Source organism: Streptomyces pratensis (assembly GCF_016804005.1).
GTDB lineage: Bacteria > Actinomycetota > Actinomycetes > Streptomycetales > Streptomycetaceae > Streptomyces > Streptomyces pratensis_A.
In genome coordinates this window covers 6,033,418-6,051,267 of sequence record NZ_CP051486.1, presented here as the reverse complement: position 1 = coordinate 6,051,267, position 17,850 = coordinate 6,033,418, and the positions used below count along the sequence as shown (strand labels likewise).

The 17,850-nt window shown below is 71.1% G+C and carries 14 protein-coding genes; 10 read left to right on the top strand and 4 right to left on the bottom strand.

All coding sequences use genetic code 11. The annotated features are described in order from the left end of the window. Positions 1-181 precede the first annotated feature (181 nt). On the top strand, positions 182-4,741 hold the full coding sequence (gene gltB / locus HED23_RS24980) for a glutamate synthase large subunit (protein WP_203185623.1): 4,560 nt from the start codon (positions 182-184) through the stop codon (positions 4,739-4,741). Continuing rightward, entirely contained in the window at positions 4,734-6,194 is a 1,461-nt protein-coding gene (locus HED23_RS24975) for a glutamate synthase subunit beta (protein ID WP_203185622.1), read from the top strand. Before gltB ends, HED23_RS24975 begins: the two co-directional genes overlap by 8 nt. Before the next feature lie 258 nt (positions 6,195-6,452). Here HED23_RS24975 and HED23_RS24970 read toward each other — a convergent pair whose 3' ends face one another. Together HED23_RS24970 and HED23_RS24965 are read right to left on the bottom strand one after the other, a co-directional pair. Further along, entirely contained in the window at positions 6,453-7,709 is a 1,257-nt protein-coding gene (locus HED23_RS24970) for an SLC13 family permease (protein ID WP_238442100.1), read from the bottom strand. 52 nt (positions 7,710-7,761) lie between these two features. Next, positions 7,762-8,673, bottom strand: a complete 912-nt coding sequence (locus tag HED23_RS24965; protein ID WP_203185621.1) for a rhomboid family intramembrane serine protease — start codon at positions 8,671-8,673, stop codon at positions 7,762-7,764. 156 nt (positions 8,674-8,829) lie between these two features. Here HED23_RS24965 and HED23_RS24960 point away from each other — a divergent pair, with 156 nt between their 5' ends. From HED23_RS24960 to HED23_RS24940, 5 genes are all read left to right on the top strand, one after another. Beyond that, a complete protein-coding gene (locus tag HED23_RS24960; protein WP_203185620.1) occupies positions 8,830-9,573 on the top strand; it encodes a vWA domain-containing protein in 744 nt (247 codons plus the stop codon). Positions 9,574-9,677: 104 nt separating this feature from the next. After that, positions 9,678-10,199: a pyridoxamine 5'-phosphate oxidase family protein gene (locus HED23_RS24955; RefSeq protein ID WP_203185619.1), complete on the top strand. Its 522-nt coding sequence runs from the start codon at positions 9,678-9,680 to the stop codon at positions 10,197-10,199. 59 nt (positions 10,200-10,258) lie between these two features. Beyond that, positions 10,259-10,870 (top strand): TetR/AcrR family transcriptional regulator, encoded by a 612-nt coding sequence (locus HED23_RS24950; protein WP_203185618.1) that lies wholly within the window; start codon positions 10,259-10,261, stop codon positions 10,868-10,870. Positions 10,871-11,632: 762 nt separating this feature from the next. Then, positions 11,633-11,836, top strand: a complete 204-nt coding sequence (locus tag HED23_RS24945; protein ID WP_015607926.1) for a cold-shock protein — start codon at positions 11,633-11,635, stop codon at positions 11,834-11,836. A 200-nt stretch (positions 11,837-12,036) separates the two neighbouring features. Further along, a complete protein-coding gene (locus tag HED23_RS24940; RefSeq protein WP_203185617.1) occupies positions 12,037-13,716 on the top strand; it encodes a DEAD/DEAH box helicase in 1,680 nt (559 codons plus the stop codon). A 389-nt stretch (positions 13,717-14,105) separates the two neighbouring features. Here the strand turns inward: HED23_RS24940 and HED23_RS24935 are convergent, their stop codons facing one another. Then, complete coding sequence (locus tag HED23_RS24935) at positions 14,106-14,531, bottom strand: hypothetical protein (protein WP_203185616.1); 426 nt, start codon at positions 14,529-14,531, stop codon at positions 14,106-14,108. A gap of 149 nt (positions 14,532-14,680) precedes the next feature. Here HED23_RS24935 and HED23_RS24930 point away from each other — a divergent pair, with 149 nt between their 5' ends. Genes HED23_RS24930 through HED23_RS24920 form a run of 3 tightly spaced genes read left to right on the top strand, consistent with a single transcriptional unit; the run spans position 14,681 to position 16,624 of the window. Next, complete coding sequence (locus tag HED23_RS24930; RefSeq protein WP_203185615.1) at positions 14,681-14,908, top strand: hypothetical protein; 228 nt, start codon at positions 14,681-14,683, stop codon at positions 14,906-14,908. 35 nt (positions 14,909-14,943) lie between these two features. After that, positions 14,944-15,315 carry a YciI family protein gene (locus tag HED23_RS24925; RefSeq protein ID WP_203185614.1) on the top strand — a complete coding sequence of 124 codons (372 nt, stop codon included), beginning with the start codon at positions 14,944-14,946 and terminating at the stop codon, positions 15,313-15,315. A 25-nt stretch (positions 15,316-15,340) separates the two neighbouring features. Then, on the top strand, positions 15,341-16,624 hold the full coding sequence (locus tag HED23_RS24920) for an RNA polymerase sigma factor (RefSeq protein WP_238442099.1): 1,284 nt from the start codon (positions 15,341-15,343) through the stop codon (positions 16,622-16,624). A gap of 123 nt (positions 16,625-16,747) precedes the next feature. On the opposite strand, the gene HED23_RS24915 is transcribed toward HED23_RS24920, so the two are convergent. After that, positions 16,748-17,836: an ankyrin repeat domain-containing protein gene (locus HED23_RS24915; RefSeq protein WP_203185613.1), complete on the bottom strand. Its 1,089-nt coding sequence runs from the start codon at positions 17,834-17,836 to the stop codon at positions 16,748-16,750. Positions 17,837-17,850: the final 14 nt, after the last annotated feature.

Below are 17,850 nucleotides of genomic sequence, written 5' to 3'. Positions count from 1 at the left end.
GTGATCCACAAGGATCCGGCCGATCATGACCCACCCGCACCACGGCTCCGTGGTGTCCGCATGTTGGAACACCCTTTCCGCTTTTTGAGAAGCGTTCCATCATGTAACCTGCACGAAATTTCGCAGAGGGCCAACGTCGTCCCTCGGCACAGCACATGCCACGACGACGACGGGAGAGCCGATGCGTTCCGACGCCTGGTCGCCCATGGACGGTCGCCCTGTCCAGCAGGGGATGTACGACCCCCGTAACGAGCACGACGCCTGTGGCGTCGGGTTCGTGGCCACTCTGACCGGTGTGGCCAGCCATGAGCTGGTCGAGCAGGCGCTGACCGTACTGCGCAACCTCGAACACCGCGGCGCCACAGGATCCGAGCCCGACTCGGGTGACGGCGCCGGCATTCTCCTTCAGGTCCCGGACGCCTTCCTGCGCGAAGAGACCGGGTTCGACCTCCCCGAGGCCGGCTCATACGCTGTCGGCATCGCCTTCCTGCCCGCGGACGACGCCACCGAGTCCGTCAAGCAGATCGAGAAGATCGCCGCCGAAGAGGGCCTCGACGTCCTCGGCTGGCGCCAGGTCCCGGTCACCCCGGACATCCTCGGCAACGGCGCCCGCGCCGTCATGCCGGAGTTCCGCCAGCTGATCGTCGCGGACGGCAGCAGCACCGGCATCGCGCTGGACCGCAAGGCCTTCGTCCTGCGCAAGCGCGCCGAGCGTGAGGCCGGGGTGTACTTCCCCTCGCTCTCCGCACGCACGATCGTCTACAAGGGCATGCTCACCACCGGGCAGCTGGAGCCGTTCTTCCCGGACCTCTCCGACCGCCGCTTCGCCACCACGGTCGCCCTGGTCCACTCCCGCTTCTCCACCAACACCTTCCCCAGCTGGCCGCTCGCCCACCCGTACCGCTTCGTCGCGCACAACGGCGAGATCAACACGGTCAAGGGCAACCGCAACTGGATGAAGGCCCGCGAGTCCCAGCTCGCCTCCAGCCTCTTCGGCGAGGCGCAGCTCGACCGGATCTTCCCCGTCTGCACCCCGGACGCCTCCGACTCCGCCTCCTTCGACGAGGTCCTGGAGCTGCTCCACCTCGGCGGGCGCTCGCTGCCGCACTCGGTGCTGATGATGGTCCCCGAGGCGTGGGAGAACCACGCCTCCATGGACCCGGCCCGCCGCGCCTTCTACCAGTACCACTCCACGATGATGGAGCCCTGGGACGGCCCGGCCTGCGTCACCTTCACCGACGGCACCCAGGTCGGCGCGGTCCTCGACCGCAACGGCCTGCGCCCCGGCCGCTACTGGGTCACCGACGACGGCCTCGTCGTCCTCTCCTCCGAGGTCGGCGTCCTGGACATCGACCCGGCCAAGGTCGTCCGCAAGGGCCGCCTCCAGCCCGGCAAGATGTTCCTCGTCGACACCGCCGAGCACCGCATCATCGAGGACGACGAGATCAAGGCGTCCCTGGCCGCCGAGAACCCGTACCAGGAGTGGCTGGAGACCGGCGAGATCGAGCTCGAGGACCTCCCCGAGCGCGAGCACATCGTCCACACCCACGCCTCGGTCACCCGCCGCCAGCAGACCTTCGGCTACACCGAGGAAGAGCTCCGCGTCCTCCTCGCCCCGATGGCCCGCACCGCCGGTGAACCCCTCGGCTCCATGGGCACCGACTCGCCGATCGCCGCGCTCTCCGAGCGCCCCCGGCTGCTCTTCGACTACTTCACCCAGCTGTTCGCCCAGGTCACCAACCCGCCGCTGGACGCCATCCGCGAGGAGCTCGTCACCTCGCTGCGCTCCACGCTCGGCCCCCAGGGCAACATCCTGGAACCGTCCGCCGCCGCGTGCCGCGCGGTGACGCTGCCCTTCCCGGTGATCGACAACGACGAGCTGGCCAAGCTCATCCACATCAACGCCGACGGCGACATGCCGGGCATGAAGGCCGCGACCCTGTCCGGCCTCTACCGCGTCAGCGGCGGCGGCGACGCCCTCGCCGCCCGGATCGAGCAGATCACCAACGAGGTCGACGCCGCCATAGAGGACGGCGCCCGCCTCATCGTCCTGTCCGACCGGCACTCCGACGCCGAGCACGCGCCGATCCCCTCGCTGCTGCTCACCTCGGCCGTCCACCACCACCTCATCCGCACCAAGCAGCGCACCCAGGTGGGCCTGCTGGTCGAGGCCGGTGACGTCCGCGAGGTCCACCACGTCGCGCTGCTCATCGGCTACGGCGCCGCCGCCGTCAACCCGTACCTCGCGATGGAGTCCGTCGAGGACCTCGTCCGCGCAGGCACGTTCATCGAGGGCATCGAGCCCGAGCTGGCCATCCGCAACCTGATCTACGCCCTCGGCAAGGGCGTCCTGAAGGTCATGTCCAAGATGGGCATCTCGACCGTCGCCTCCTACCGCGGCGCCCAGGTCTTCGAGGCCGTCGGCCTCGACGAGGCATTCGTCGCCCAGTACTTCAACGGCACCGCCACCAAGATCGGCGGCGCCGGACTCGACGTCGTCGCCAAGGAGGTCGCCGCCCGGCACACCAAGGCGTACCCCGCCTCCGGCATCTCCGCCTCGCACCGCGCGCTGGAGATCGGCGGCGAGTACCAGTGGCGCCGCGAGGGCGAGCCGCACCTGTTCGACCCGGAGACGGTCTTCCGCCTCCAGCACGCCACCCGCAACCGCCGGTACGACATCTTCAAGAAGTACACCGGCCGGGTCAACGAGCAGTCCGAGCGCCTCATGACGCTCCGCGGCCTGTTCGGCTTCAAGAGCGGCCGCGAGCCGATCTCCATCGACGAGGTCGAGTCCGCCGCCGACATCGTCAAGCGCTTCTCCACCGGCGCCATGTCGTACGGCTCCATCTCCCAGGAGGCGCACGAGACGCTCGCGATCGCCATGAACCAGCTGGGCGGCAAGTCCAACACCGGTGAGGGCGGCGAGGACGCCGAGCGCCTCTACGACCCGGCACGCCGCTCGTCCATCAAGCAGGTCGCCTCCGGCCGCTTCGGTGTCACCAGCGAGTACCTGGTCAACGCGGACGACATCCAGATCAAGATGGCGCAGGGCGCCAAGCCCGGCGAGGGCGGCCAGCTGCCCGGCCACAAGGTCTACCCGTGGGTCGCGAAGACCCGGCACTCCACCCCCGGCGTCGGCCTGATCTCGCCCCCGCCGCACCACGACATCTACTCCATCGAGGACCTGGCTCAGCTGATCCACGACCTCAAGAACGCCAACCCGGCGGCCCGCGTCCACGTGAAGCTGGTCTCCGAGGTCGGCGTCGGAACGGTCGCCGCGGGTGTCTCCAAGGCCCACGCGGACGTCGTCCTCATCTCCGGCCACGACGGCGGCACGGGCGCCTCGCCGCTCACCTCGCTCAAGCACGCGGGCGGCCCCTGGGAACTCGGCCTCGCCGAGACCCAGCAGACCCTGCTGCTCAACGGCCTGCGCGACCGCATCGTCGTCCAGACCGACGGCCAGCTCAAGACCGGCCGCGACGTCGTCATCGCCGCGCTGCTCGGCGCCGAGGAGTTCGGTTTCGCGACCGCGCCGCTCGTCGTCTCCGGCTGCGTCATGATGCGCGTCTGCCACCTCGACACCTGTCCGGTCGGCATCGCCACCCAGAACCCCGTCCTGCGCGACCGGTTCTCCGGCAAGGCCGAATACATCGTCAACTTCTTCGAGTTCATCGCCGAAGAGGTCCGCGAGATCCTCGCCGAGCTCGGCTTCCGCACGATCGAGGAGGCCGTCGGTCACGCCGAACTCCTCGACACCGAGCGGGCCGTCACCCACTGGAAGGCGCAGGGCCTCGACCTCGAGCCCCTCTTCTACGTGCCCGAGCTCCCCGAGGGCGCGGTGCGCCACCAGATCGCCGAGCAGGACCACGGCCTGGCCAAGGCACTCGACAACGAGCTGATCAAGCTCGCCGCCGACGCCCTGGGCGCCGACAGCGCCGAGGCCGCCCAGCCCGTCCGCGCACAGATCGCGATCCGTAACATCAACCGGACCGTCGGCACCATGCTCGGCCACGAGGTGACCAAGAAGTTCGGCGGTGCGGGCCTGCCCGACGACACCATCGACATCACCTTCACCGGGTCCGCGGGCCAGTCCTTCGGTGCCTTCGTGCCGCGCGGTGTGACGCTGCGCCTGGAGGGCGACGCCAACGACTACGTCGGCAAGGGCCTCTCCGGCGGACGCGTCATCGTCCGCCCGGACCGCGGCGCGGACCATCTCGCCGAGTACTCCACCATCGCCGGCAACACCATCGGCTACGGTGCGACCGGCGGCGAGCTGTTCCTCCGCGGCCGGACCGGCGAGCGCTTCTGCGTCCGCAACTCCGGTGCCACGGTCGTGTCGGAAGGCGTGGGCGACCACGGCTGCGAGTACATGACCGGCGGACACGCCGTCGTCCTCGGCGAGACCGGACGCAACTTCGCCGCAGGCATGTCCGGCGGCATCGCGTACGTCATCGACCTCGACCTCGACAACGTCAACACCGGCAACGTCGGCGCCGTCGAGCTGCTCGACGACACCGACAAGCAGTGGCTGCACGATGTCGTGCGCCGCCACCAGGAGGAGACCGGCTCCACGGTCGCCGAGAAGCTGCTGACCGACTGGGACACCTCGGTCGCCCGCTTCAGCAAGATCATCCCGTCCACCTACAAGGCAGTGCTCGCCGCCAAGGACGCCGCTGAGCTCGCCGGTCTCTCCGAGCAGGAGACCACCGAGAAGATGATGGAGGCGGCGACCAATGGCTGACCCCAAGGGCTTCCTGACCACCGGACGCGAGGTCGCCAAGACCCGCCCCGTCGGCGAGCGCGTCAAGGACTGGAACGAGGTCTACGTTCCGGGATCGCTGCTCCCGATCATCAGCAAGCAGGCCGGCCGCTGCATGGACTGCGGCATCCCGTTCTGCCACAACGGCTGTCCGCTCGGAAACCTCATCCCTGAGTGGAACGACTACGCCTACCGCGAGGACTGGTCGGCGGCGTCCGAGCGCCTGCACGCCACGAACAACTTCCCGGAGTTCACGGGCCGCCTCTGCCCCGCCCCGTGCGAGTCGGCGTGCGTCCTCGGCATCAACCAGCCGGCCGTCACCATCAAGAACGTCGAAGTCAGCATCATCGACAAGGCGTGGGACCGCGGCGACGTCACCCCGCAGCCGCCCGAGCGGCTCTCCGGCAAGACCGTCGCCGTCATCGGCTCGGGCCCGGCGGGTCTCGCCGCAGCCCAGCAGCTGACCCGGGCCGGTCACACCGTCGCCGTCTTCGAGCGCGCGGACCGCATCGGAGGACTCCTCCGCTACGGCATCCCCGAGTTCAAGATGGAGAAGTCGCACATCAACCGCCGCATCGAGCAGATGCGCGCGGAAGGCACCAAGTTCCGCACGGAGGTGGAGATCGGCAAGGACATCGACGCCGCCAAGCTCCGCCGCCGCTACGACGCCGTGGTCATCGCGGCCGGTGCCACCGTCTCCCGAGACCTGCCCGTCCCGGGCCGGGACCTCAAGGGCGTGCACTTCGCGATGGAGTACCTCCCGCTCGCCAACAAGGTGCAGGAGGGCGACCTGACGGTCTCCCCGATCACCGCCGAGGGCAAGCACGTCGTCGTCATCGGCGGCGGCGACACCGGCGCCGACTGCGTCGGCACCGCCCACCGCCAGGGCGCGGCCTCCGTCACCCAGCTGGAGATCATGCCGCAGCCGGGCGAGGAGCGTAACGCCAACCAGCCGTGGCCGACCTTCCCGATGCTCTACAAGGTCACCTCCGCGCACGAGGAGGGCGGCGAGCGGGTCTACTCCGTCTCCACCACCCACTTCGAGGGCGACGAGGACGGCAACGTCCAGTCCCTGCACCTCATCGAGGTGGAGTTCAAGGACGGCAAGCTGGAGCAGAAGGCCGGCACCGAGCGCGTCATCCCGGCCCAGCTCGTGACCCTGGCCATGGGCTTCACCGGCACGGACCAGGCCAACGGCCTCGTCCAGCAGTTCGGCGTGGAGCTCGACGAGCGCGGCAACGTCGCGCGCGACGAGAACTACGCGACCAACGTCGACGGCGTCTACGTCGCCGGTGACGCCGGCCGCGGCCAGTCCCTCATCGTCTGGGCCATCGCCGAGGGCCGCTCCGCGGCGCGTGGCGTGGACCGCTTCCTGACCGGGACGAGCGCCCTGCACGCCCCGATCCGCCCGACGGACCGTTCCCTGATGGTCTGATCACGGCACACAGACGTCCCGTACAACGGCGTACGGAACTGAACGCGGCGCCCGCCCCCGTCCCCGACCGGACAAGGGCGGGCGCTGCGGCGCGTCCGGGGCGGTACGTCGGGGCGGTGGCAGCCACGGCGGGTGGCGTCCGTGCGTCCCGGCGGCCACGGCGGGTTTCCGGGACGTGCTCCCGGAGGCGCGGCGCCCACGGCGGGTCCATGGCGTCCGTGCGCCCCGGAGGGATCCGGGCGTCCCCCGCCCGGGGGATCAGCTGACCAGCGCCAGTGCGGAGACCGAGGCCAGGGTGCCCGTCACCGACAGCACCAGACCGGTGCCGAGGAAGCGGCCCATGCCGATCCGCGTCCCGTGCCAGCGGCACCGCTCGAACCAGAGCAGCGTCGCCAGGGACGCCCACGGGGTGACGAGCGGCCCCACATTGACGCCGATCAGCAGTGCCAGCAACTGCTCGTGGTTCGCCGCCGGGACGACCGCCTCACCCGCCAGGTAGGCCGGCAGGTTGTTCAGGACGTTCGACAGCCCCGCGCCCACCGCCGCCGACCGCAGCATCCCCAGGAAGCCGTTGTCGGAGCCGAGCGCGGACTCCAGCAGCTCGTGCAGGCCGTGCGCGTTCACCGTCTGCACGACCAGGAACATCCCCGGGACCAGCACCAGCAGCCGCCACGGCACCAACGACAGCCGCAACTCCTGCCTGCGGCGTACGGCGAACGTCACCACGACGACCACCATCGCGGTCAGTGACGCCGACCAGAGCGGGACGTCCGCCACCAGGATCGCCAGCAGGAAGCCCGCACAGGCCACCGCGCAGATCCGCAGCAGAACGGGATCCTCGGCCACCGGCGCGTCCGGCAGGGTGTAGCGGTCCTGGCCCTCACCGCGCCGGCCACGCCGCCAGTAGAAGATCCACAGGCATGCCGCCGTCACGGCGATCGACGCCAGCTGGGGCAGCCACATCACCGCGGCGAGACCGGACGGCGAGAGCGCCACCCGGTCGGCCGCCAGCAGATTGGTCAGGTTCGAGACCGGCAGCAGCAGACTCGCCGTGTTGGCGAGCCATACCGTCGTCATCGCCAGGGGCACCGCCGCGATCCCCAGCCGGGTGGACAGCGCCAGCATGACCGGGGTGAGCAGCACCGCCGTGGTGTCGAGATTCAGCGTGATCGTGGTGAGCGAGGCGAACAGCACGCACAGCCCGAAGAGCAGCGGATAGCGCCCCCGCCCCGCCCGGGCCACCCAGGCCGCCACCACATCGAAGACCTGTGCCCGGCCCGTCAGTTCGGCCATCACGATCACCGTGCCCAGGAATACCACCAGCGGCCCGACGCGGCGCATCTCGTCCGCCGCCGGGCCTGAGGGCAGCAGCCCGGTCACCACCGCGAGCAGCCCCAGAACCAGCAGAGCGCCCGCGAGCCAGTCCAGCGGATGCAGCCGCCCGACACCCCGGCGCGGCCCGCCGCCCCCCGAGCTCCCGCCCCCCGCCTGCCCCGATGCCGTATCTCCCACCATGGGACGATGGTCTCAGACGGTGGACTCGGTTCACGGACCGGCGAGTTCGCGCTCAGGCCCCCGTCAGGGCAGCCGTACGCACGGCGACCACCACCGCCAGCAGCGCGACCAGGACCACACCGCCGGCCAGCTGTGTCGCGGACGTCCGCAGCTTCGCCGGCGCGTACGCCAGACCGTAGGTCACCAGACCACCGGTCACCAGACCGCCGAGGTGCCCCTCCCACGAGGTGAACGCGGCGGAGATGACCATCCAGAGCAGGAACCCCGCCATGAAGCGGTTGACCGCCCGCATGTCCCGTCCCAGGCGCCGGCTGATGACGTAGAAGGACGCCGCCAGCCCGAAGATCGCGCCCGAGGCGCCCACCGCGGTCGTCTCCGGCGACACCAGGTACACCAGCACCGAACCGCCCAGCGCCGACAGCAGGTACAGCGCCAGATACCGCGCCCGGCCCAGCTGTCCCTCCACCACCCGGCCGAGATTCCACAGCGCGAGCATGTTGAAGACCAGGTGCATCACACCGAACGACGCGTCGGGCGGCAGATGCAGGAAGGCACCCGTCAGCAGCCGGTACCACTCCCCGTCGGCCACCCCGATCAGCTCGAAGCCAGGGTAGGTCTCGCCCTTGTAGTAGTACTGCCCGCCCGACGGATCGACCAGCACCGCCCCGAGCATCCCGAACCGGTCCACGGTCTCCGACCGGACCACCTCGACGACGTAGGCGACGACGTTCAGCACCATCAGCACGTACGTCACGACCGGCGTGGTCGCGGACGGAACCGCCCCGCCGAACAGCGAGCGGGCCTGGCGGACCGAACGCTGCCCCTCCTTCACACACTCCACGCAGTGGTGCCCGACCGACGCCTCACGCATGCAGTCGGGGCAGATGTACCGGTCGCAGCGCGTGCAGCGCACATACGTCTCGTACGACGGGTGGCGATAACACGTGGTGGCGGCGGCCTCCATGGCCGGCTCCTTCATTCGTGGACGGAGGCCGCAGGGGCGGCGGCGCTCAAGATAGCGAACGCCGGTGAACAGCGGCACACCTGGGTGCCGGGGTCCCATACGCTCGGAACTCCCCGGCCCGCCAGGGCGGAAGCCCACGCCCGATCGGAGACCCACATGACAGGCTCGCCCGACTCCGCAGGTCCGGCCATCAGTCTGCACAAGGTGCGGGAGCGGGCACCGGACATCGCCGGCCACTACGAGAACGCCCGGGTGTCCCTGCGGAAGCACGGCATGACGGGCGGACGGGCCGCCGTCTACCTGGTGCTCGACTACTCCGGCTCGATGAGGGACTACTACAAGGACGGCAGCGTCCAGGCCCTCGCCGACCGGGTACTCGGGCTCTCCGCCCACCTCGACGACGACGGACGGGTGCCCGTGGTCTTCTTCTCCACGGACATCGATGCCGTCACCGGCATATCCCTCGACGACCACCACGGCCGCATCGACTCGATCGTGGCCGGACTCGGGCACATGGGGAAGACCAGCTACCACCTGGCCATGGACGCCGTCATCGACCACTACCTCGACAGCGGCTCGACCGCCCCTGCCCTCGTCGTCTTCCAGACGGACGGCGGCCCGATCAGCAAGCACGCGGCGGAGCGCTACCTCTGCAAGGCCGCGAAACTGCCACTGTTCTGGCAGTTCATCGGCTTCGGCAACAAGCGGAGCTCACAGTTCGACTTCCTTCGCCGACTCGACGAACTCGCCGTACCGGCCAAGCGGCCCATCGACAACGCGGGCTTCTTCCACGCCGGACCCGACCCGCGCGCCCTTCCCGACACCGAGCTGTACGACCGGCTGGTCGCCGAATTCCCGGCCTGGCTGGCGGCGGCCCGCGCCCAAGGACTCGTCGGATGAGACCGTCCGCCGGGAACGCGCGCACGGCACTCGCGAGGGGGCTGCGCCCGATCCGGTGAAGCGCGGCGAAAACACGACAGAGGGTGTCCTGTTGACGGGGTTTGATGACACCCATGACATCGAGCGTGACACCGAGTTCGTGGCAGGACTTCCGCGTGGCGGAACCCGCGTTCGCCGAAGCTGTCCGGAAACGGTTCCAGCAGTACAAGCACCACGTCCTCGCGACCCTGCGTGTGGACGGTTCTCCCCGCGTCACCGGCCTGGAGGTCGAGTTCCGGATGGACGCGCTGTGGTTCGGCATGATGCCGAACTCCCGCAAGGCGCTGGACCTGCGGCGCGACCCGCGCTTCGCCCTCCAGGCCAACCCGGGGCCGGACGCGGAGATGGCCGACGGGGACATCCGCGTCTCCGGGCGGGCGGTGGAGGTCACCGACACCACCGTGCTGGCCCGCTTCGTCGAGGAGGTGACCCCGCCGGAGCCCTTCCTCCTCTTCCGCGCCGAGCTCGCCGAGGTGGTCCGCACCGGGATCGACGGCGACGACCTCGTCGTGGAGGTCTGGCGCCCCGGCCATCCCCTGCGCACCCTGCGCAGAGGCTCCGACGACACTCCTGTCAGGGAGTCATGACCCCCTGACCTGCGACCACACGGTGCTGGGAGCCGGACGGCCGGGCTGACAATGGGGGAGTGCCTACCAAGAAGAAGCCCACGGCGACCTCCCGGCCCGAGCGCCGCCCCGAACTGCTGGCCATCGCCGCAGAGGTCTTCGCCGCACAGGGCTACGACGCCACCACCGTCCGCAGGATCGCCGACGAGGCCGGGATGCTCGCCGGCAGCCTCTACCACCACTTCGATTCGAAGGAATCGATGGTCGACGAGATCCTCTCCGTCTTCCTGGCCGGGCTGCGGACCACGTACGACGCCGTACTCGGCTCCGGGCTCGGCCCCCGGGAAACCCTCGAAGCACTGGTCACCGAGTCCTTCCGCCACATCGGGCGCAACCTCGCCGCCGCCGCCATCTACCGGACCGAGGCCGCGCACCTCGTCACACGGCCCGGCTTCCAGCACCTGGCCGAAGCGCGGCCGGTGCTCGAGCAGGCTCTGCGCCGCACACTGGAGCGCGGTGTCGCCGACGGGGTGTTCCGGGCCGATCTGGATGTCCGGCTCACCGGCCGCTTCGTCCGCGACGCGGTCTGGGGCGCGGCCTCCTGGCGCGGGCAGGGCGCCGGTGACGACCCCGGGGACCTCGCCCGCCCGTACCTCGCGCTGCTGCTGGACGGGCTCGCGCCGCGACCCTGAGGCCGCTGAGGGCACGCGCCGGGAGCGGCGTGCCCAGGGCGCGGGCTTTCGGCGCCTCTGCGCGCGGTTCCGCGCGCCAGGAGCCGGCGCCCCTGTGCTGCTGTCCCGGGCGAGGAGACGACGCCTCTGTGCTGTTCTCCCGTTTCCCGGGCCAGGAGTCGGTGCTTCAGCGGTGCCGGCCCTGGCCAGGAGCTGGTGCCCCTGCGTGCCGTCCCACGGTGCCCGGGCCCGAGCCCCTGTGGCTGTCCGCCCCGCGCCGCTCCCTCCTCGCTCTGCGCTGCCCGTTCGGCGTAATTCCCGGCACGGATCCGGGGGCGGTGGCGAGCGGCCCGAGTGTTGCGCGGGTGCGGCGTTCGGGTGAATCCACCCCCTCGGCCAGAGCCTCCGGCCCTTGCCGGACCACCTGGGACCCGGTCTGCGGAATGGATGGTTCCGTCACCGGCGAGGAGCCCGCAGCCCTTGGGGGAACAGAGCGGGAAGCATCCGCGAACGATTTCGGAACCCGCCGTGAACGGCCCCCGGTGCCGCGCTGGTCAGCAGAATCCCCGGCGCGCCGGGGCGGAGTGATCTGCCGCCCGCCGACGGAACGTGCTACGGTTGCCGAGTTGCAGTTTTGGTACCCATGAACTTTATGTGCGCCTGACGGGAACCCTCCTCAGGCGCTTTATTGTTTTCCGGCTTTCTCCGGATGGGGCTCAATGCGGCGACTTGGAATTCGTAAAGTGCGGATTTCCGGCACTGCACCTCTTTTAGGAGAATGACATGGCTACTGGAACCGTGAAGTGGTTCAACTCGGAAAAGGGCTTCGGCTTCATCGAGCAGGACGGCGGCGGCGCCGACGTCTTCGCCCACTACTCCAACATCGCCACCCAGGGCTTCCGTGAGCTCCAGGAGGGCCAGAAGGTCTCCTTCGACGTCACGCAGGGCCAGAAGGGCCCGCAGGCGGAGAACATCGTCCCGGCCTAATTGCCGGACGCGTACCTCGCAGCCGGGGCCCGCACCGTGAAGGTGCGGGCCCCGGTTTGTGCTGTTTCCGACTCGTCCTTTCCCCGGTTCGGTCCCACCACCGGGGCATCTGCTCTGTGCTTGCATCCTGGGGCGCACAGATCGAGCAGTCCGCAGCAGTCGGCAGTAACCCCAGGAATCCCCCAGGAGGGCAATTCCGTATGACCCGCTCCGAACGCCAGGACCGACCCACCCGCAGCCGCCCGATAAAGGGGCGCGGCACGGACCGGGCACAGGCGAACACCCGAGGATCCGGCAAGGCACCGGCCCGCCGCAGGACCGCGCCCGCCCAGGGCGGCGAGTTCGCCCTGCCGGAGACCCTGACCCCCGCACTTCCCGCCGTCGACGCGTTCGCCGAGCTGGACATGCCCGCCGCGCTGCTGAAGACCCTCGCCGCACAGGGCGTGACCGACCCCTTCCCCATCCAGGGCGCCACCCTGCCGAACTCGCTGGCCGGCCGGGACATCCTCGGCCGTGGCCGCACCGGCTCCGGCAAGACCCTGGCCTTCGGCCTGGCGCTGCTCGCCCGCACCGCGGGCCGCCGCTCCGAGCCGCACGCCCCGCTGGCGCTCGTCCTCGTCCCCACCCGCGAGCTCGCCCAGCAGGTCACCGACGCGCTGACCCCGTACGCCACCTCGGTGAACCTGCGCGTCGCCACCGTCGTCGGCGGCATGTCGATCAGCAGGCAGTCCGGCGCGCTGCGCCGTGGCGCCGAGGTGCTCGTCGCCACTCCGGGGCGGCTCAAGGACCTCATCGAGCGAGGCGACTGCCGCCTCGACGAGGTGTCGATCACCGTCCTCGACGAGGCCGACCAGATGGCCGACATGGGCTTCATGCCGCAGGTCGTCGCGCTGCTCAAGCAGGTCGAGACGGACGGTCAGCGCATGCTGTTCTCCGCGACCCTCGACAAGAACATCGACCGGCTGGTCAAGATGTTCCTCACCGACCCGGTCGTGCACTCGGTGGACCCGTCGGCCGGCGCCGTCACCACCATGGAGCACCACGTGCTGCACGTGGCGGACGAGACGGACAAGAAGGCCGTCGCCACCCGGATCGCCGCCCGCGACGGCCGGGTGATCATGTTCGTGGACACCAAGCGTGCCGCGGACCGCTTCGCCAAGCGGCTCCTCGCCAGCGGCGTGCGGGCCGCGGCCCTGCACGGAGGCCGGTCCCAGCCGCAGCGCAACCGGACGCTGGACCAGTTCAAGAACGGCCAGGTCACCGCGCTCGTCGCGACGAACGTGGCGGCCCGGGGCATCCACATCGACGACCTGGACCTGGTCGTCAACGTGGACCCGCCGACCGACCACAAGGACTACCTCCACCGTGGCGGGCGCACCGCGCGCGCCGGTGAGTCCGGCAGCGTCGTCACGCTCGTGCTGCCCGACGAGAAGCGCGACATGACCCGGCTGATGCAGGACGCGGGCATCGCGCCTCGCACCACCCGCATCAAGTCGAGCGACGAGGAGCTCAGCCGGATCACGGGCGCCCGTGAGCCGTCCGGCGTCGCGATCGTCATCGAGGTGCCGCAGCCGACGCAGCCCAAGCCGCGTACGCGAGGCGGTGGCCAGGGCTCAGGTCCCGCGGCCGGCGGATCCTTCCGTTCGGGCAGCCGGGGACGTGGCCGACGCGGTGGAACGGGCGCGGGCTCGGGCACCGCGCAGGGCGGCGCTGGCGGCACGGCTCGTGGTGGCGCGGGTGGCGGCGGCGCGCGCGGCGGCGCCGGTGCGGCTCGGGGCGGAGCAGGCGGTGCGGGTGGATCCACCCGTGGCGCCGGAGCCGGCCGGGCAGGCGGCACGGGACGCGGAAGCGCCCCGGGCCGTGGCCGCCGGGCTGCCTGATCGCGGGGTGCGGTGACCGGCCCGGCCGGTCACCGCACCCCGCGCCCGCCCCCGTGATCTCGGTCGAGCCCGACCTCGGCCGAGTCCGACCTGATCGGGCGGGGAGACGGGCGCCGTCGTGGCCCCGGCCGTGATGGCCGCGTTGTGCGCGCCGGTGAGGCAACTGATCGCGAACGAGGATCGAGCGGCTGATCACCGCCGCGTCTGAGCCGTGCCTGGGCCGCGTCTGTTCCGCATGCGTCCGCCGCTTCGCCGAGTACTCGAACTCGGCTCCGGCAAGAGGCACACGACACACAACAGGACGTCGAACGCGGCCCGTTGCGGGCGACGACTCCCCGGTGCCGTCGCTTACGGCACGCCCGTCCGGCGCACGCTGCCGCGCGCCGCGTTCAGATCCTGGTCATCGTCGATGTGTATCCACCCCCGCCGGGGTAGACCCAGTCTCCGGTCATCGTGGCGCCGTCGGAGCTGAACGTGCCCGCGTAGTAGGCCGGACTGCCCTTCGCCCCGGCCCAGATGGTGAGCTCGTCGCCGTTCAGTTCGTAGACGTAGTCGAACGTGTTTCCGTTCGAGTCGTAGTACCGCGACACCACGTCCGCACCGGTCGGCTCGCCGAACGGGCGCAGGTTCCCGATCAGTTCCAGGCCGCTGACCGGCTCGCCGAACTGGGTGAGTTCGACATGCTGGCTCAGGAAGAACCGCCCTGGCATCCACTCGTACCTCACGGTCCCCTCGGCGCCGCCGGTCACCGCCCAGGTGCCGACCAGGCGGTCCAGGGCTTTCAGTTCGGCGCTCGGTTCCGGGGTCTCAGACATCTCGTCCTCCTTGGTGGGTTCTCGCGGCTACCTCGAAACCGCCGGCCGGTTCTCGACACTCTTCATGTGTGGCATGGATCACGTAGAAGGGATGTCGAGATCCCTGATCCGGCCACGAGGTAGCGGGCAGACCTGACAGGGAGGAAGTCATGGCAGTCACCACCGCCGTTCCCGCCGTCCGCCGCTCGGACAGGCCGCTGACCACCGTGCGGTGCGTGCGCCGACGGGCCGTCCTCCCGGTCGTGCCCGACGGTGCCACCGCGCTGGTGCCGGTACCGCACGCGCCCGGCCGCACGAGCGTCCGGACAGTCGTGAACGGTCCGGTCGCCTCCTCCCGGACGCCTTTCCTCGCACTCTTCCTGTGCCGCACATGCTGACCTACCATCGCCAAGCTCGATCGGAGAGGGGACCCGTGAAGTACCTGCTGCTCGGATACACGTCGGCCACCGCCTGGGACGCCGCGACCGCCGACGCCCCGACGGAGGAGGCTCTTGCCGCCTTCGCCGTGTACCAGAGGTTCGAGAAGGAGCTGCTCGAAACCGGAGAGCTCGTCGCCACCGAGGGCCTCGGACACCCGGCGGTCAGTGCCACGGTGCACCGGACGCCGGACGGTGTGACGCTCACCGACGGTCCGTTCGCAGAGCTCAAGGAGGTCCTGGCCAGCTTCGCCGTCATCGACGTCGCCGACCGGGAACGGGCCATGGAGATCGCCTCGCGGATAGTGGAGGTGCTGGGCGAACCCATCGAGGTCCGGCCGGTCATGGGAGAGGACTTCACGGCATGACCGGCGGTCCCTCACGAGGCCCGGCGTGGACAGCGCGCGGCACCGGCCCGTGAGCGCCGGGCCGGACACGCCCACGGGCGTGGAGCACCTGCTCCGCACCGAGGCGCCGCAGGTCCTCGGCGCGTTGGTACGGCGCTTCGGCCGCTTCGACATCGCCGAGGACGCCGTACAGGAGGCGCTGCTGGCGGCGAGCCGGGCGTGGCCGGCCGACGGCGTGCCGGAGGATCCGCGCAGCTGGCTGATCCGGGTCGGTTACCGCCGGATGGTCGACCTGCTCCGCTCCGATCAGGCGAGGCGCACACGTGAGCGGGAAACCGGTATGGCCGAATTGGCCATGCAGGAACCGGCCCGCCGGGGAGGTCCTGTGCGGGAGGCCGACGACGGCCTCACCCTGCTGCTGCTCTGCTGCCACCCCGCGCTGAGCCCCGCCTCCCAGGTGGCGCTCACCCTGCGCGCGGTCGGCGGTCTCACGACAGCCGAGATCGCGCACGCCTATGGGACGACCGAGGCCACGCTGGGGACGCGGATCAGCCGGGCGAAGCAGCAGCTGGCCCGCGGCGGCGCCCGCTTCACCGCACCGACCGCCGCCGACCGGGACAGCCGCATGACCGCCGTGATGCGGGTGCTCTACCTGATCTTCAACGAGGGCTACACCGCCTCCGCCGGTGACGTACTCGCCCGCGTCGACCTGACCGGCGAGGCGATCCGGCTGACCCGGATGCTCGGCGACACGGCTCCGGACGACGCCGAGGTGGCCGGACTGCTGGCCCTGATGCTGCTCACCGAGTCGCGTCGTGCGGCCCGCGTCGGTGACGACGGCGGGCTGGTGCCGCTGGACGAGCAGGACCGCACACGCTGGAACCGCGATCTGATCCGCGAGGGCACCCGTCTGATCGACGGAGTCCTGGGCCGGCGCGTGGCGGGCCCGTACCAGCTGCAGGCGGCGATCGCGGCCCTGCACGCGGCGGCTGCGACGCCGGAGCGGACGGACTGGCCGCAGATCGCGATGCTGTACCTGTGGCTCGAACGGCTCACCCCGACCGCGCCGGTGCGGCTGAGCCGGGTGGTCGCGGTCACCCAGGCCTACGGACCGGCCCGGGGGATGGCACTGCTCGACGACCTCAACCGGCGCCACAAGCTGGATCGGGACCCTCTCATCCGGCAGCGGGAACGCGCGGTGCGCGCCCACCTGCTGCAGATGACCGGTGACGCGGCAGGTGCGACGACGCTGTACCGCGAGGCGGCCGCCCTGACCGGCAACGAGGTCGAGCGCCGCTACCTGCTCGACGAGGCCGGCCGCCTCACCTGACCGAAGCGACCCCGGTCGGCCGCTGCCGGCCCCTCGCCCCCGACCGTCGTACGGCTGCCGCGCGACACGACGCACGGACCGCCACGGCCCGGGTGCCGTGGACGACCCGCCCGGCGATCGAGCTCACCTCGTGGCGGCCGGCCGGCTGTCCGAAGCAGGCTTCTCGTACCGGTCGAGCGCCCGCGCGGCCGCCTCGGCCGGTGCCGGGCCGGCGGCGCCGGCCAGCTCCCGCAGGAGTGGGACCGCACGGGCGGCGAACGGCTTGTCGCCGGTGTGGAATCCGAGCCGCGCCAGCACATCCACACCGAAGGCCTGTTGCAGCGGATCCTCGCTCGCCGTCCATGCGGCCGCCGCCCTGAACGTCTCCTCGTCGCCGCGCAGCCACAGCGTCCCGACCGCCACCAGCCAGTTGTCCAGCCCGGGGCCCCCGCCCCGCAGGGCCCGGGCGGCCAGCTCCTCGAACGGGGCCCGCAGGCCAAGCTCGTTCTCCAGGAGCGTCGCGATCGCCCCGTGCCCGGTCTGCAGGTCCTGGGACGCGAACGGCTCCCCGTCCCGCAGCAGTTCGACCGTGACGGTCACCCCGCCGTCGACCGGTGCGCGGCGCACCGCACACTCGTGGCCGTCCCCGTACCCGCGCCGCAGCGCGCCACGCAGCTCCTGCTCCACGTCCACGGCGAGCATGCGCCGGGCTTCGTCCAGCGCGGGGGACAGACCGCGGGCGCCGTGCCGGAGCAGGGCCCGAACGGTGGGCACCGATCCCCGCCGCGCCGCGACCACCAGCGGGACCTCCCCCTGCGGGCCGGGCAGGTCCGGATCCGCGCCGTGGGCGAGGAGGGCCTCGGCGACCCGCGCATGGCCGAGCCCGGCCGCCCAGCGCAGCGCGGTGAAGCCGAACTCCTCGCTCAGGTCCGGGTCGGCCCCGGCGGACAGGAGTGCGCCGACGACCGCCGCGTGACCGCCGCACGCCGCCCCGCACAGCGGCAGGTCGCCCGCCTCCGGCCCGCTCGCCCTGTTCGGGTCCGCACCCGCGGCGAGGAGCATCCGGACCGCACCGGGCAGGTCCTGCACCGACGCCAGGTACAGCGCGGTCGCCCCGTCCTCGTCGCTCGACTCGGCGGACGCGCCCGCACGGAGCGCCCGTACGACGGCGTCCTCATCGTCGTACAACGCCTCGAAAAGGCTGCTCGCGCCACCGGCCGGACCGTTCGTCATACGACGACCCTACG

Coding starts and splice junctions, on each gene's coding strand:
- gltB (WP_203185623.1), top strand. CDS start 182: ATGCGTTCCGACGCCTGGTCGCCCATGGACGGTCGCCCTGTCCAGCAG.
- HED23_RS24975 (WP_203185622.1), top strand. CDS start 4,734: ATGGCTGACCCCAAGGGCTTCCTGACCACCGGACGCGAGGTCGCCAAG.
- HED23_RS24970 (WP_238442100.1), bottom strand. CDS start 7,709: ATGGTGGGAGATACGGCATCGGGGCAGGCGGGGGGCGGGAGCTCGGGG.
- HED23_RS24965 (WP_203185621.1), bottom strand. CDS start 8,673: ATGGAGGCCGCCGCCACCACGTGTTATCGCCACCCGTCGTACGAGACG.
- HED23_RS24960 (WP_203185620.1), top strand. CDS start 8,830: ATGACAGGCTCGCCCGACTCCGCAGGTCCGGCCATCAGTCTGCACAAG.
- HED23_RS24955 (WP_203185619.1), top strand. CDS start 9,678: ATGACACCCATGACATCGAGCGTGACACCGAGTTCGTGGCAGGACTTC.
- HED23_RS24945 (WP_015607926.1), top strand. CDS start 11,633: ATGGCTACTGGAACCGTGAAGTGGTTCAACTCGGAAAAGGGCTTCGGC.
- HED23_RS24940 (WP_203185617.1), top strand. CDS start 12,037: ATGACCCGCTCCGAACGCCAGGACCGACCCACCCGCAGCCGCCCGATA.
- HED23_RS24935 (WP_203185616.1), bottom strand. CDS start 14,531: ATGTCTGAGACCCCGGAACCGAGCGCCGAACTGAAAGCCCTGGACCGC.
- HED23_RS24930 (WP_203185615.1), top strand. CDS start 14,681: ATGGCAGTCACCACCGCCGTTCCCGCCGTCCGCCGCTCGGACAGGCCG.
- HED23_RS24915 (WP_203185613.1), bottom strand. CDS start 17,836: ATGACGAACGGTCCGGCCGGTGGCGCGAGCAGCCTTTTCGAGGCGTTG.